This is a genomic window from Enterovibrio coralii, assembly GCF_001559595.1.
GTDB classification, from domain to species: domain Bacteria; phylum Pseudomonadota; class Gammaproteobacteria; order Enterobacterales; family Vibrionaceae; genus Enterovibrio; species Enterovibrio coralii.
The window spans coordinates 1-14,378 of record NZ_LNTY01000006.1 but is presented as its reverse complement, the minus strand read 5'-3'; the positions used below and the strand labels follow the sequence as shown (position 1 = coordinate 14,378).

General features: G+C 46.7%; 15 protein-coding genes and 3 pseudogenes. 7 read left to right on the top strand and 11 right to left on the bottom strand.

Annotated features, from left to right (window positions below):
• Positions 1 to 78: 78 nt before the first annotated feature.
• From ATN88_RS00885 to ATN88_RS00875, 3 genes are read right to left on the bottom strand one after another with little or no spacing between them, the layout of a single operon-like run.
• Positions 79 to 1,080 carry a membrane dipeptidase gene (locus tag ATN88_RS00885; protein WP_067410019.1) on the bottom strand — a complete coding sequence of 334 codons (1,002 nt, stop codon included), beginning with the start codon at positions 1,078 to 1,080 and terminating at the stop codon, positions 79 to 81.
• A 34-nt stretch (positions 1,081 to 1,114) separates the two neighbouring features.
• Positions 1,115 to 2,563: an aldehyde dehydrogenase family protein gene (locus ATN88_RS00880; protein ID WP_067410016.1), complete on the bottom strand. Its 1,449-nt coding sequence runs from the start codon at positions 2,561 to 2,563 to the stop codon at positions 1,115 to 1,117.
• A 14-nt stretch (positions 2,564 to 2,577) separates the two neighbouring features.
• Positions 2,578 to 2,985, bottom strand: coding sequence for a RidA family protein (locus tag ATN88_RS00875; RefSeq protein ID WP_067410014.1), 408 nt, complete (start codon positions 2,983 to 2,985; stop codon positions 2,578 to 2,580).
• Positions 2,986 to 3,132: 147 nt separating this feature from the next.
• Here ATN88_RS00875 and ATN88_RS00870 point away from each other — a divergent pair.
• The 6 genes and pseudogenes from ATN88_RS00870 (at position 3,133) to ATN88_RS26400 (ending at position 7,867) form a co-directional block, all read left to right on the top strand.
• Positions 3,133 to 4,016: pseudogene (locus ATN88_RS00870) on the top strand (LysR family transcriptional regulator).
• 103 nt (positions 4,017 to 4,119) lie between these two features.
• Positions 4,120 to 4,545: a thioredoxin TrxC gene (gene trxC, locus ATN88_RS00865; RefSeq protein ID WP_067410012.1), complete on the top strand. Its 426-nt coding sequence runs from the start codon at positions 4,120 to 4,122 to the stop codon at positions 4,543 to 4,545.
• Positions 4,546 to 4,712: 167 nt separating this feature from the next.
• Entirely contained in the window at positions 4,713 to 5,093 is a 381-nt protein-coding gene (locus ATN88_RS00860; RefSeq protein WP_067410010.1) for a hypothetical protein, read from the top strand.
• 16 nt (positions 5,094 to 5,109) lie between these two features.
• Positions 5,110 to 6,494: pseudogene (locus ATN88_RS00855) on the top strand (class II fumarate hydratase).
• A 498-nt stretch (positions 6,495 to 6,992) separates the two neighbouring features.
• Positions 6,993 to 7,688, top strand: a complete 696-nt coding sequence (locus tag ATN88_RS26405) for an AraC family ligand binding domain-containing protein (RefSeq protein ID WP_232312658.1) — start codon at positions 6,993 to 6,995, stop codon at positions 7,686 to 7,688.
• Positions 7,589 to 7,867: a helix-turn-helix transcriptional regulator gene (locus ATN88_RS26400; RefSeq protein WP_332308852.1), complete on the top strand. Its 279-nt coding sequence runs from the start codon at positions 7,589 to 7,591 to the stop codon at positions 7,865 to 7,867. Before ATN88_RS26405 ends, ATN88_RS26400 begins: the two co-directional genes overlap by 100 nt.
• Before the next feature lie 73 nt (positions 7,868 to 7,940).
• On the opposite strand, the gene ATN88_RS00840 is transcribed toward ATN88_RS26400, so the two are convergent.
• From ATN88_RS00840 to ATN88_RS00820, 5 genes and pseudogenes are all read right to left on the bottom strand, one after another.
• The gene (locus ATN88_RS00840) at positions 7,941 to 8,459 is read right to left on the bottom strand and encodes a phosphoribosyltransferase (RefSeq protein ID WP_067410008.1); all 519 of its coding nucleotides are present in this window, start codon (positions 8,457 to 8,459) and stop codon (positions 7,941 to 7,943) included.
• Between the two features lie 119 nt (positions 8,460 to 8,578).
• Positions 8,579 to 8,823, bottom strand: a pseudogene (locus ATN88_RS00835) (hypothetical protein).
• A 136-nt stretch (positions 8,824 to 8,959) separates the two neighbouring features.
• The gene (locus tag ATN88_RS00830) at positions 8,960 to 10,156 is read right to left on the bottom strand and encodes an alpha/beta hydrolase (RefSeq protein WP_067410003.1); all 1,197 of its coding nucleotides are present in this window, start codon (positions 10,154 to 10,156) and stop codon (positions 8,960 to 8,962) included.
• A 168-nt stretch (positions 10,157 to 10,324) separates the two neighbouring features.
• The gene (locus ATN88_RS00825) at positions 10,325 to 10,729 is read right to left on the bottom strand and encodes a hypothetical protein (RefSeq protein WP_157490631.1); all 405 of its coding nucleotides are present in this window, start codon (positions 10,727 to 10,729) and stop codon (positions 10,325 to 10,327) included.
• 377 nt (positions 10,730 to 11,106) lie between these two features.
• Positions 11,107 to 11,451 carry a VOC family protein gene (locus ATN88_RS00820; RefSeq protein WP_067409999.1) on the bottom strand — a complete coding sequence of 115 codons (345 nt, stop codon included), beginning with the start codon at positions 11,449 to 11,451 and terminating at the stop codon, positions 11,107 to 11,109.
• 143 nt (positions 11,452 to 11,594) lie between these two features.
• Here ATN88_RS00820 and ATN88_RS00815 point away from each other — a divergent pair, with 143 nt between their 5' ends.
• On the top strand, positions 11,595 to 12,047 hold the full coding sequence (locus ATN88_RS00815; protein WP_067409996.1) for a GNAT family N-acetyltransferase: 453 nt from the start codon (positions 11,595 to 11,597) through the stop codon (positions 12,045 to 12,047).
• Positions 12,048 to 12,315: 268 nt separating this feature from the next.
• On the opposite strand, the gene ATN88_RS00810 is transcribed toward ATN88_RS00815, so the two are convergent.
• The 3 genes from ATN88_RS00810 to ATN88_RS00800 all read right to left on the bottom strand — a co-directional run.
• Positions 12,316 to 12,717: a hypothetical protein gene (locus tag ATN88_RS00810; protein ID WP_067409984.1), complete on the bottom strand. Its 402-nt coding sequence runs from the start codon at positions 12,715 to 12,717 to the stop codon at positions 12,316 to 12,318.
• Positions 12,718 to 12,843: 126 nt separating this feature from the next.
• On the bottom strand, positions 12,844 to 13,776 hold the full coding sequence (locus ATN88_RS00805; protein ID WP_067409981.1) for a hypothetical protein: 933 nt from the start codon (positions 13,774 to 13,776) through the stop codon (positions 12,844 to 12,846).
• 131 nt (positions 13,777 to 13,907) lie between these two features.
• Positions 13,908 to 14,378, bottom strand: a 471-nt coding sequence (locus tag ATN88_RS00800; protein ID WP_232312657.1) for a hypothetical protein, incomplete at its 5' end; no start/stop codon positions are given.

The following is a 14,378-nucleotide window of genomic DNA, read 5'->3' as shown; positions in this document are numbered from 1 at the left end:
TCCACGTCATTTCGAGCTGAGAATCGACTCAGCTCTGCTCCTTGTGAACGGGTATGCTTCCCGCTTGCGATATTATTTTTAGCTTGTTTGGGTATAAGCTGGTTCCAATCCAGCTTCTAAGAAGCGAAGCCAGTTGCGGCCTAGAACACCTGCCGCTTCTGTTTCGCTAAATCCGATATCGCGCAATCCCTTATAAATATTTTTCAGTCCACTCGCGTCGGGGAACCAAGGCAGTGCCGCTGGCCATCCTGAGTTAGACGCTGACCCTTCTCCATAGTCTTTGCTCTTTGACCAACGTCCGTTTCGCATCCACTCCAGAACGCTTTGAGGCTGGTTTAGGCATAGGTCGCTGCCAATCGCGAGGTGCTCAACACCATACGCATTGGCAGTTTCCGCTACCATTTGGCAAAACGCCTCTAACGTGCATTTACTGCCATCAGGTAAGTGAAACGGATACAAACTGAAGCCCAGCAAGCCGCCTCGCTCGGTCAACGCACGTATGACTTCATCCGATTTATTTCTCAGTGCATTGTGGGTGCGTGAAGGGTTCGCATGGCTGATGCAAATAGGTCTCGAAGACAGATCTATCGCTTCCAGCGTTGAACGCTCCGCACTGTGGGACATGTCGATGATCATCCCGACGCGATTCATTTCTTCGATGACTTGCTTACCGAAGCGGGTAACGCCGGAATCCTCTTGCTCATAACAACCGGTCGCGAGCAGGCTTTGGTTGTTATAGGTAAGCTGCATGATCAGAAGTCCTTGCTTACGCATCACTTCCACAAGGCCGATTTCATCATCAAGGGGCGAGCAATTTTGCGCGCCAAAGAACACGCCCACTTTCCCCAGTGCCTTTGCATTTCGCACATCGGCCATGGACATAACAGGCATAATCAGATCATGATTGAGCTCGAACAGGCGGTTCCATTCAGCAAAACGCGTCAGGGTTTCGCGTGCGTTTTCGTGGTACACCAAGGTCGCATGAACGGCCGTTACGCCACTCGCTTTTAACGATTCAAAATAGGCGCGGTCCCAGTGGCAATACTGCAAGCCATCAATGATGATTTCGTCTTGATACATCGTTCTCTCCTTGAACTGGTCAGCAGTTTTTCACTCAATAGGCGCGTTGGTAGGCTGTTTTCACAACGGTGTAGAAATCTCGTGCATACTGCCCTTGCTCTCTTGGTCCAAAGCTTGACGATTTTCTGCCACCAAAAGGCACGTGATAATCGGTACCCGCAGTAGGAAGGTTGACCATGACACAGCCGGTTTGCGCCTTTTGCTTAAACACGCTGCTGTTGCGAAGACTGGAAGTGACAATCCCTGCGGTCAGGCCAAAGCGGGTGTCGTTCACCGTATCAATGGCTTCGTCTAACGAACTGACACGCTGCACACAGGCCATAGGTGCGAACAGCTCTTCTTGGTTCACGTCCCAGCCGTTGTCGGTGTTGATGAATAACGTCGGTGCCATGTAGAAGCCTTCGTGCTCCATCGAAAGACGCTCACCGCCGACAACCAACTCGCCGCCCAAAGATTTGGCACGCTCCACCCACTCAAGGTTTGAACTCAGTTGTTTTTCGTCAACGACAGGCCCCATAAACACGCCTTCCTCTAGCGCGTGACCGACTTTGAGCTCAGACACTCTGGCGACCAACGCATCCACATAAGCGTCGTGGATGCTATCCAGCACAATCAGCCTTGAAGACGCGGTACACTTCTGTCCGGTGCCCGAGAAAGAACCCGCGATAGTGGCTTCAACCGCAATCGAAAGATCGGCATCATCAGCAATGACCAAGGCGTTTTTGCTGCCCATCTCTAACTGACAACGCACGAAATTTGGCGCAGTCGCAGCCGCGACTTGGCGACCTACATCCACGGAGCCAGTAAAGCTCACCGCGTCGATGTCAGAGCTATTGATGAGCGAGTTGCCAACGCCTGACCCTGAACCCAACAGCAGGTTAAACACCCCAGCAGGCAGGCCTGCTCGATGAATGATGTCGGTCAGAGCCACGGCACTCGCTGGCGTTAGGTTGGCAGGTTTCCAAATCACGCTATTGCCAAAAGCGAGTGCTGGCGCGATTTTCCAAGACGCCGTGGCCGTCGGGAAATTCCATGGCGAAATAATCGCGACAACACCGACCGCTTCACGCGTTACTTCCACCGTGACATTTGGACGAACCGAATCGGCCAAATCGCCCATTTGGCGAAGCACTTCAGCGGCATAGTATTGAAAGAACTGCCCTGCGCGATAAACCTCACCACGCCCTTCTGCAAAAGGCTTGCCTTCCTCTGAAGAAAGCATTCGACCAAGGTCGTCACAACGTGCAATGAGCTCATCACCAATGGTTTGAAGAATGCGTTGTTTTTGCTCCATGGGCGTTTTTTCCCATGAAGGTTGAGCCCGTCTCGCAGACGCAATCGCATCACGCACTTGCGCGCCACTTGCTTGTGCAAAATCACCCAACGATTCCGCGATATTTGATGGATTAATGTTGGCAATCGTCGACATCCCTTCGTGCCATTCACCATCAATGTAGAGGCTCTTTTCCGTGTTCAAACGCATGGTTCACTCCTTTCTTAGATTCTTTGTTGCGGCACAGCGGCGTAAACAACGATTTCAATCAACATGCCTTCACGTGCAAGCCCAGCAATCACCATGGCGGCTCTGTTTGGATACGGCGCGTTGAAATATTCGCCGTACACCCTATTTACCGTCGGTAAATCGCTTCTATTCGTCACATAGATGAGGATCTGCAGTACCTCGCGATTTGAAACGCCTGCTGCGCTTAACGTATGCATCAGATTGTCGAGGGTTTGTCGGGTCTGCGCTTCTATGCCGCCATCAACCAAATTACCGTCACCATCGATGGGAATTTGAGCCGTATACAAGGTGCCGTTATGGGTAACCGCCCATTCCAGCGGGGCTTTTGAAGCAAACAGTTCCGTCTTAACCGCTCGAATGCCATGTTCTTGTTGTTCTGACATCGTGATCGCGTCTCTCTTGATGCAATTGTTAAAGTATGGTTAAAGTTTGCCTTGGGAGATTTGATAAATCGAACGGTTAATTTTTGACAATTGTTCAATTTTACTTATCACTTAGAACAGAGAAGGAACGAGACAAGGTCAGGTGATATGGACATTAAAATTCAGCAGCTTAGACACTTTTCACTGGTCGCAGAATTGAGAGGCTTTCGCGCGGCTGCATCAAAAGCCAACCGGTCTCAAGCTGCCTTGTCGACATCCGTAAAAGAGCTGGAAAAAATATTGGGGCAAACCCTTTTTGACTCCGGCCACAAGGCAAAACTCACGCCGTTTGGCGAGTTCTGCCTGCCCAAAATCAATCAATTTCTTAAATCTACGAGGATTTAAACTCTGATCTAGCCGCAGCCGCTGCGGGTCAACTAGGGCAAGTACGTATTGCCAGTGTGCCTTCTGTTGCCGCAAAACTGATACCCGGCGTGCTGGCCGCGTACACCGATACCCATCCTCATGTTGAAGTGGCGTTGGTTGATGACAATGCAGCAGGCGTGGAGACACGGTTGCTCGCGGGTGAAGTGGATCTCGCGCTCGGAAATTGCCTTCACATACAGGACGAACGCATCGAATTTACGCCACTTCTCGCTGACCCATTAGGCTTAGTCTGCCTTCATGATCATCCGCTTGCGCAGAAACCCAAAGAGGTAAGCTGGCAAGAATTGGAACCTTTCCCTTTCATCAGAAACGGTACTTGCACCTTGCTTGAGCCTACACCTGCTCACGTACTGGCAGACAATGCGCGATATAGCGTAGAAAACATCACGTCACTTTTTTCTGTATTGGAATTGGGCATTGGCATCACCACTTTACCTAAGCTGGCCTTTCCTGATGGCTCGACGCATTTGCGTTGGATTCCGCTCACGTCACCCTATGTCGAAAGGCAAATCGGGATCTTTCGCTTAAAGGACAGGTACATCTCGCCTCAAGCCTATGATTTCTTTGAAATGTGCGTGTCTCAACTGAGCGCAAACAATCTATAGGTAAGACCTATCAAATCAATTGAAAGATTGAATTGGCGGAAAATGAAGAGAAGACGTAATCTACAGCCAATAAAGCAAGACAAGAAAGAAAAAAGGATTATTTATGAATACGTTAACCTTACGTTGCCCGCATTGTCATACTGCCAACCGCATTCCGGCTGAACGCATCAACGATCAACCTAAGTGTGGCGCATGTAAATCATCCGTACTGTCGGGTAAACCGATTGAAGGGACAGAAAACAACATGGATGCTCTACTTGCTTCAGACAAGCCAGTCGTTATCGACTTTTGGGCACCATGGTGTGGTCCTTGCCAAGGCTTTGCACCCGTGTTTGAAGCAACAGCAGCACAACACGAAGATGCTATTTTCGTGAAAGTGAATACGGAAGAACAACAAGCACTCGCGGCTAAATACCGTATCCGCAGCATTCCGACCATTATGGTGTTTAAAGATGGCAAACTGGCTCAGCACATCAACGGTGCGCTGCCACAGTCAGACTTTAATAACTGGTTGGCACAGGCCAAATAAACCAGACGAGTTGGGTATCAAAAAGGGGCTTCGGCCCCTTTTTCATTTTCAAGCGATACACATCCCAAACGAAACCACCCCGTCCTATTCCCTGACTGAATAAAGGGTTGCACTCTGATTTTTATATGATAATAATTATCATTAACATGTAAAAACGAGTAAAGCGCATGGACAGTAAACAGTATCTCTACCAAACCTACTTCGACGCACAAGACAGGTTTAATGAAAAGCACTCACCGTATGGTTACGAGCCTGACATCGTTCAGCAGTATCTTCATGCTGGTTTTAATCTCGCGTCTTTTCATGACTTTGGGGCAGACAACGAAAGCCCACTGTTAACTGAGCTTTTTCTCAAGCAGCTCTATTTCAGTTTGCTTGAAGCGATTCAAGACCCCGCGCGTAGCCACAGTTTCCGACACGTGTGCCTCGACGCCATTCACGCGCCACTTATTGGTCTAAAACGCTATTACAAGAACTGGCCAAATGGCGACGTCAGGTTTTTGCAGCTACAACAAGAACTACAACGCTTACAAGCACCACTCGACTAATTTAAAGGGACTCTGTATGACGCAAGAATATCGCATCGAAAAAGACAGCATGGGCGAGGTCAAGGTTCCTGCTGATGCACTTTATCAAGCGCAAACACAGCGTGCTGTCGACAATTTTCACTTCAGCAAGCACACCATGCCCGTCGCGTTTATTCAGGCACTCGCTTACATCAAACAAACCGCAGCCCTGACCAATGCACAACTGGGACATTTAGAAGGCGACATTGCTGAAGCCATATCAGATGCGGCGCAAACCATCATTGATGGTGAGCATTATGACCAATTCCCTATCGACGTGTTCCAAACCGGCTCTGGCACCAGCTCTAACATGAACGCCAATGAAGTCATCGCGACATTGGCAAGTAAACGCCTTGGTGGCGATGTTAGCCCAAATGATCACGTCAACATGGGGCAAAGTAGTAACGATGTTGTGCCGACGGCAATTCAAATCAGTGCTGTTTTAACCATTGAGAACAAACTCATCCCAGCACTGAATGCCCTAAGTTCGGCACTGGCTGAAAAACGCACTGAAATCGGCGAGAAAGTGAAAACCGGTCGCACCCACTTGATGGATGCAATGCCCGTCACCTTCGACCAAGAACTCGGTGGATGGCAGTTCCAAATTGAACACGCAAAACAAGGAATTGAGCGCAGCTTGGCCGCCGTGCGCCCTCTTGCGCAAGGCGGGACTGCCGTTGGGACGGGAATTAACGCAGACCCGCGTTTCGCCGCCGCGTTTGCAGACAACCTCTCCCAAGTGACTCGAACGGGCTTTTCCGCAAGCGATAACTTCTTCTTTAACCTCAGCAGCCAAGACGCCATTGTTGCGCTTTCAGGCCAACTGAAAACGGCTGCTGTTGCCATGATGAAGATTGCCAACGACTTACGCTGGATGAACTCAGGCCCATTGGCAGGTCTTGGCGAGATTGAGCTCCAAGGCTTGCAACCTGGTTCATCCATCATGCCCGGTAAAGTAAACCCGGTGATCCCGGAAGCAGTCGCCATGCGTCGGCACAAGTGATAGGTAACGACACCACCATCACAATTGCGGGTCAATCGGGTAACTTCCAACTTAACGTCATGCTGCCAGTGATTGCGCACAACATTCTAGAGAGCATTGAACTGCTGGCGAACAGTGCCACTGCCCTGTCGGAAAAAGCAATCAAGACCTTTAGCGTGCGTGATGACAACCTTCAACAAGCCCTTGCGAAGAACCCTATTCTCGTGACGGCACTGAATCCTGTCATCGGGTATTTGAAAGCCGCTGAGATTGCAAAGAAAGCCTACAAAGAGGGACGAGCAATCATTGATGTGGCAGAAGAAAACACCGATCTGGACAGAGCAACGCTCGAACGTCTGCTCGACCCCGCGAAACTCACCCAAGGTGGCCTCGCAGAATAATAACACCTCAAAGATACGCTTCGTTTTGCTGCAAACTGAAAATGGCTCCTAATAAGGAGCCATTTTTTTTCATCGTCAAAATGGCGAGCCAGCCCGGCAATAGGGGGAACACAGGCCAGCTCTAAAACTGGGGAATTAGCTGTTGCTAAAACGGATACGGTGAGCGCGGCTTTGTGATTCTTGTTTTTCCTGTTCCTTCAACGCGCACTTCAAAGCGTTTTCGCTTTGAAATCCGCAACTTCTCCAGCCATAACCGTAATCTCGCCCATAGAATTTAGTGAGTTCAACAACCCAAGATTCTCTATTACTTTCAATAAGTTCGCAGATAAAATTCAACATCACTTTCGCCTCGTCGTATGGGAACAACAACACTATAGCGAGCAGATTGAAGCACATTGATACGATGATGGCAGGTACTGGTACTTTTGCCGCAACTTCGTTTTTCCTCACCAAAAGACTGATAAAATTGAAACGTAACAGTAGGGTCGAGAAAGTGACGTGAGACAGAAGAAAACTGCATTGGAAAAGCCGCCGAGACGCAAAGGCTTTTCATGGCGATACCGAAAGATAGAGCAAACACAAAAGCCCACGCTTTGGCATTGCCATGAAGAGTATGAGCTTGCTTTGCACCGACACTTTGTCGGCACGGCAGCCGTCGCTCATCATGAATCTCCGGTACGCCATAACCATATGATGCTGATCGGCCCTAACCTTCCTCACGCGGTAACGTCGCAAGATATCGAAGGCCAAGCGTGTGAAACCCACGTTGTGTGGTTTCGGGAGTCGTGGATAAAGCAACTGATGGCAAGTTGCGAGGAGTTAAAAGATCTCAACCCACTGCTGGAGCGCGCCAAGCTCTGCATTGAATTTTCAGAAGAGACCGCCGAACACGTTTTTCAGCTCTTAAAAGACTGCACCCAAACCAGCCCTATCGAACAATTAGCCGTGTTTTTGCAAGTGCTCGCGGTACTTCGACAAGACAGCCAAAGCAAAACAGTGCTGCCAACTTCATCAGGACAAACCAAGGTTGATGATGCCGAGCGCGCGAAAATAGAAAAAATGTGTGACTACTTGGCGAATCACATGGCAGAGCCATCACCCTCGCCGATCTTGGTCGCCTCTTTCATGCCAGCGGAAGCAGTATTCAACGCCTTTTTACCGACCATTTTGGCGAAAGCTTTTCCTCATATTTAAAAAAGCTTCGCTTAGGCCATGCATGCAGCGAACTGCAAATGACGACCAAGCCGATCGCCTTAATCGCGGAAAATGTGGGATACCGTAACCTGTCGAACTTCAATCGCCAGTTCAAACAATACAAACAGCTCACGCCCAGAGAATATCGGAATTTGTATCAGCACAAACGCGGGAATTAGCGGATTAAAACCTCCCTTAGCAACCAGACTTTACATGCAACGAGAGGGAATGAGGAAGCAAATGTGTGAGGCGTTATTTCACCAATTTAGATACGTACGGAACGTTTCTTAGCTTGTCTTGCCAAGGCAATCCATAACCCACGAGCAAGTCATCATTTTCCATCTCGTAAGCGAAATACTGAGGTACAGGAATATCCACGCGCCCCGGTTTAACAAACAACGTTGCGATAGATAGAGAGTTCACGTCATAGTTCTCAAGGATATGCGAGACCAAACGTTTCATTGTGCCACCTGACTCAATCGCATCATCGATCATGATGACATCCTTTCCTGCAAGCGGCATGTTTTGGTGAAACACAATCGCCGATTGGTTATTGCTATCACCCGGCGTATGCGGACAAGAGATGTAGTCCATCTTCAAATCAAAATTGAGTTTTCGCACAAGATCTGCGGTGAATAAAATGCCACCAGGAACCACAGTAATGATCACTGCATCTTTGAACTGAGCGTTCAGCTTCTCCGCAACAATCTTCACACCATCTTGAATTTGCTGTTCGCTCAAGACCAACTCGCCAACATGTGACAGGTTCATACTTTCCCTTCTCCCACAGTCACGCAATGAAAGCGCGCCCGCTTCCTTATTTATCTAAAGACCTAAAAAAAGCATGCTCTCAACAAGCATGCTTTTCATCATTCCAATGTAGACAGCGTTCAGTGCTTTTTAGGGCCATGCTGAATCATGTCTTTGCCTGATTCTGCGATTTCAGGCGTTACCCAACGCGCAAGAATCAGCTGATGTTGGTCATCCAACACTGCAACAAACGGACGACCATCCGAGTTGTTACGAGCCAGCGCAACGCCAGCCACGTCTTTTAGACCCAAACCGCCGTTTTCGATGCTGATAAGGAAGGCTTCCAGCTCTTCAAGCTGTCGATGATATCGAGTTCGTTATTCATAAATGAAACGTTCTTTGACTTGTTTACTTAGGGGAGGATTATTTCACGGGGCGGGTGAGGTTGGCAATGTGCGAGTCACTTTAAACGCCACGCTCAGTCTCTGCTGGCGCAGTAATCCGCCAGCAGCGATTGATACTTAGGATGAAGGCGTGCTCGACGTTGTCACATCCTCGATTGTCTTTTCCAACTCTTCAAAATACGGGTTCCACGTTAAACGCGCGTGGATTTTTCCGTCTACTAAATAGTCATAGCTGGAATACCAAAGCGCGTTAGACGTTGGGCATTGCGCTTCCGCCTCGACACTTTGGCCGTTGTCGCAGACAAGCTGTGTCCCTTTTTCGCCGTAGTACGGATTAGCTGGTGAAAACAACACGCTCATGTGTGAGAAGGTGCTGATCCGTTTTTCAGGCAAAGACGAAGACAGTGAAACGATACGAGAGTCTCCCTTCACCGTGCTGTTGCCATACCAGACAAGCTGGCTTTGTGGGTTCGTGAACGTCGTTTTAAAAAGCTCTGCCGTCTCGTTCGCGTTCAACACACTGTCACTCTCGCTGATCGCAATCATTACTGGTTTGTCATAAGGCTTGGCTGACAGCAAATCGCTCACCTGCTCCACGGACTCCGAATATAACGCCGCACCATTCGTCGCTAGGGTCGCATAGCGGGTGTAGTTATTCTCGTGTGGGTCGATATCCAACCAATCAACAAAGTAGTTTGCGACAGGCGCCATCACATGCAAGGTGTCTTTGGGTGCGAATGCGGGAGAAAACAGCAATAAACCCTCGATGTTTTCATGTTTGGCGGCGTATGCCGTTACCAAATTTCCGCCCGTGGAAAAACCGCCCAGCCAAACATCGTCCACTTGCTCAGCGAGCAACTCAGCATGGTGTTCAACAACCGCATTCCAGTCATCAAAAGCCGGCAAGATCAAATCACCAGGGCGCGAACCATGACCCGGTAACAAAATGGTGCGAACGAGGAAACCCTGCTCTGCGAGCGCGGCGGCTATATCTCGAAAGTAAAACGGGGAGTCGCCCAATCCATGAACAAGAAGCACACCTTTGCGGGGTGTAGTGCCATCTTTGGGTTTAAGCTCGAACGGGGTGTTAGCGTCTATTTCCGTTTGTTCGTTGTTGGTCAAAAAGACGCGGTTTTCTTCCAGCCACTGCTTGGTCTCCTGAACATACTCTTCAAAAGTGGCTTGTTCATACGCAGGCAAGCTATCCGATGTTTGGTACAAAGGCTCATCAGGTGCGCGCAAACACCCTGTCAGGAGCGCACCTCCCAACACGATGCCAGCCAATTTAAACAATGTTGAGCATTTCGAATTCATATAGACCCTAATATTTTTCAGCGAGTGAGTCGTTATCGCAAAGATGTTGCATAACATAAAAAGCACTCTAACTAACCCGTTGTGAAAAAAATGTCATAGGCCAATATGGCGACTCTAATTCACTGAAACACAAGTCGTTACTGATGAAATCTGCCCCGTACTACATCATCAATATGGCTTTTTCTTTGCTCTCGCTATTTTGCACGTATCGGCCTTTTCAATACTGTTTACGTTGTCCCGATATTGGCCTTTGGTGTTTGTGTAAGAGTAATACCCCGCCACGCTGGCGGCATTTCTGCAAAAACGCTGGGTTAGCTCCCTGTTCGTTTTGTATTCCGCGTAATTGGCATTATGCGGCACCACATATTCATAGACGGATTTACTTTTCCTCTCGCCGATTTTTCCATACCCATAAAGCATATCGGTGATTTTGTGTTTGCTATGGTAGAACCCCTCTTCATAGCAAAACTCACTGACCGCCGCGACCAACGACGCTCGCTGAAAGTGATCAGGGATTTCCGACAGTGCCTTAAATGGCAGCATCGCGGTAACGATGACAATTAGCGTAAACATTTCTCTCTTCCCAGCAAGGAACAATCTATTTACGTTTCCATCAAAAGATACAGTGCACTTTATTGAGACGTTAGCAGCGTCGCAAAGCAGTGTATTTATGCGGAAACCGCGTTTTAATCACAGCGACAACTCGTTAGAGGTCACTGTACTTTTATTTGAGAAATGCTAACAACTCAAAGCAATGCAAACCAGAATTGTTATAGATTGATTTATCATAACGCAGCGGTTTATATAGCCACGTTGTAAATGGCAAGGATAATCAGTTATTTAGGGCAGGAAATAAAAAATCATGAATTTGATGCCATTTTCGAATTAAATCAGAGAGTAAACCACCTCGCCACGGTTATCGAGGTGGTGGTTCAGAGAAAGCTAACGGCCTAAAGCTGCCACAGTCCGTGGTCAACGCCACCCAGAATGTATATTGCGAACATCCCTTTCCCTGGGATTTCCATCGGCGGTACAGCAATTTCGCCGCCTTGCGCTTTTACTGCTTCAACAGCTTCTTGAACATCATCCACCAGCCAATACGGGCGAACCACGGGCATCTCGGTTTCACGCATCGGTGCGCGCACACCAACAAGGCTGCCATCGGCCAACTCACAGGTTCTTGCACCGCCCAGCATGGCATCAGGTTCACTAAAGCTCACCTTGTTTGCCGCTTCGTAGGCATTGCAGACCGACTCTACATCAGCCGTGACGATTTCTAGGTAGTGGACTTTCATAGGCTTCCTTATTGCTAGGCGATATATTTTTTTAAGCGACACACAACGTTTCGGCAGGCAACCAACAGAGTACCTAACGCTTTCTTACGTCTTCGCTATCACAACACGTATACTCGGGTAAAACAAACACACAAGAAGTACTTATGTTAAGACTATTAAATCCCGCAGATAAAGCAGAAATGCTTGCCCTAGTAGCCAAAACACAGATGTTTGAAAAGGAAGAGGTTTCATTTATTTCAGACACGTTTGAGAATAGTTCGGGCGAGGCTATTTGGTTTGGTGCGTTTCAAAACGAACAAATGGCAGGCATCGCCTATTGTGTCCCAATGGAAATGACCAACGAAACATGGAACGTGCTCATGCTCCTCGTCGATCCAGAACACCACAGAAAGGGGATCGGAAAAGCATTGATGCATTTGATGGAAGACACGTTATCTGCACAAGGTAAAAGACTGCTGATTGTAGAGACGTCCAGTACCGAGGACTTCCAAACCGCAAGGTCATTTTACGAAGCGATAGGCTACTCAAAGCAAGGAACCATTGAGCACTATTACGATGATAATGACCACAAGGTGACGTTCACTAAAAGGCTTTAGCTTGATAGGAGTTCATGGGTGGACGGCTATCACATAGCACAGCTTAACGACCCCTTTGAACAGTTCCAGCTAGATCGCTTCAAATAATCTTGAATGGCCTCTTCACAAGATTGGCAGACCGCGCTAAGAGGCCTATGTTTGTCGTTAGCAACGCCTTAATGGCTAAATTGGCGGAACACTGCTTTGTTGTTCAAGAGGATTGCAGCTGACGCAGCCAAAAGAATGCTATTGACTATTGACCGGAGAAGGGCTCATATGTGTTATACGTTTACTCAAAGGCTGCGCAGTTAAAACCTTGTAGCATTAACCCGGTTTCGTTGCTTATTTTGCTGTTACTTACTTTGTTCTTTTTAATAAATGAAGAGTATTCTTGGTCGATACGGTTTAATGGCTTTCCAAACAATACACGTGTGTTACCACCTTGCATTGCAATAACCTTATGCCCCCAAACTGGGTCAGCCTCTAGCAACAGGTTATCTTTAATTTCTGTCACTTTGTATTCTACTGCTACGTTTCTATTTTTGTTTATTACATAAACACTATCACCAACTTGAATTTGGCTATATTCGTCCCAGCCATGCTGAGATTTTTCCAAGTCAAAGAAAGCACCCACACCATATATCTTCGCATGGCGTCGATCCGCAATATTAGAAACCAAATATTTGTGCACATTTACCCCCGAGACGTATAACGCCTATAATAATGTGTGACCCACCAATACTATAAGATCACAATGGACTCCGAACCAAAATCGTCGAGTATAAAGCACCACCTTGGTTGCTTTGTTATAATAAACTTATTTATTTCGATAATCGCCAAATAACTTTCTGAAAGCCTCTATATTTAAATCTGTATTATCTTTTATTAAAAAATCAACTTCAGAATCAGGCACTGAATATTCGACTATTGTTAATAGCAAGCAATGTGCTAGTAATGTCATAAACCAACAATGAGCATATGTTGTTAAAGTTGCAGTACTACTCCTGAATGGAGCAAACAACTCTGCATGAGTTCGATCATTTCTAAATGTATAAGTCAATGCACATACGAGTAGAGCATGAATATCTTGATCCGATAATTTTATTTTTTCACAGTCCAAGTCAATTTCTCTCTGCCATATTGCTTTTCGTAATAATGAAGCGGCATCTCTAACCTGCAAATGATCATTCGTAGAAAAGTTACTTTTAAGGTGATTAAACAACTTTTGCAATTCAGGGAGGATAACAGGAGCATTTCCATTTTTATAAAGAGTTCTCTTTCCTATTTTACCTGTTACTTCTGGTGTGAAATCACCGTCAGTAGCTATCTTTTTGAATAAATACTCACATGATTGGAAAGGTATTTCTTTTGCTAATTTAATGAGAGACTGTGCACCATCAGTAATTCTTGGATCTGGAGTAGAGAGCAAATCAAAAACTGTATTTTGAAGGTTGACAGTTATGCTATTGTTATTATTTGCACTTAAACAATACTCAAATGCTTTCCAAAACCAGTCGAATGCATTATCAGGTTTATAGGGAAGGCAATCTAAAGCTTCAATAACATATGAGATTACTGTATGCACCTGATTATCTACACTATCCTTAAACAGAACAGGATAAAAAACTGGCGTGCCATTCATATTTTCATAACGTCGTGCAAAATCTATTTCACAAGAAAACTGCTCTGTTTTAGGCCAATTTCTCAAAAAACTGGTCCTGCTTCTCTTTACTTCTGCTGATATTTCCATTTATCCCTCTTTGTTATAACGCCAAATTAAGTAGTGAGCAACGCTACTACCTACCTAAACCATTGTGCAGTAAACACTTCAGCTGATTCAAACCAAAGTACCAAGCATTGCGAATCTGATTAAATTTATTGTTATGTTGTTGCCGCATACATACGGAAAACATGCCATACGATGTAAGTTAAAGCTCCAGAAAGCAAAAGATACATTTGCCACTTTCCGTAGAAACTCATGGATTTCTGATGACTTTCCATACGATTTTGATACGCTTCGTTCCCTTCATTTTCTAGGGTTTCCTTCTTCTCATCAGCACACTTTGCGAGCTCTCGTTTGAAACCAAGATAATTTGCATTTTGAAAGGTACTACTATTTAAGTGCTCTACAAACTGTAAGCCACACAGAAAACTGAGTGCCCACAAAACAACTGACATTCCCCATAACGAATGGTGGACTGCTAATTTCTCCACTTTAGTTTGAACAATAGCAAAACCAATTCCTGAGCCAGCTGCTGCCATCAAAAAGTAGATATACTTTTCTTGCGCAGCTTTATAGATTTTAATTAACTCTACTTCATTCTGAGAAGACATATAAATCTCTTTGCAATA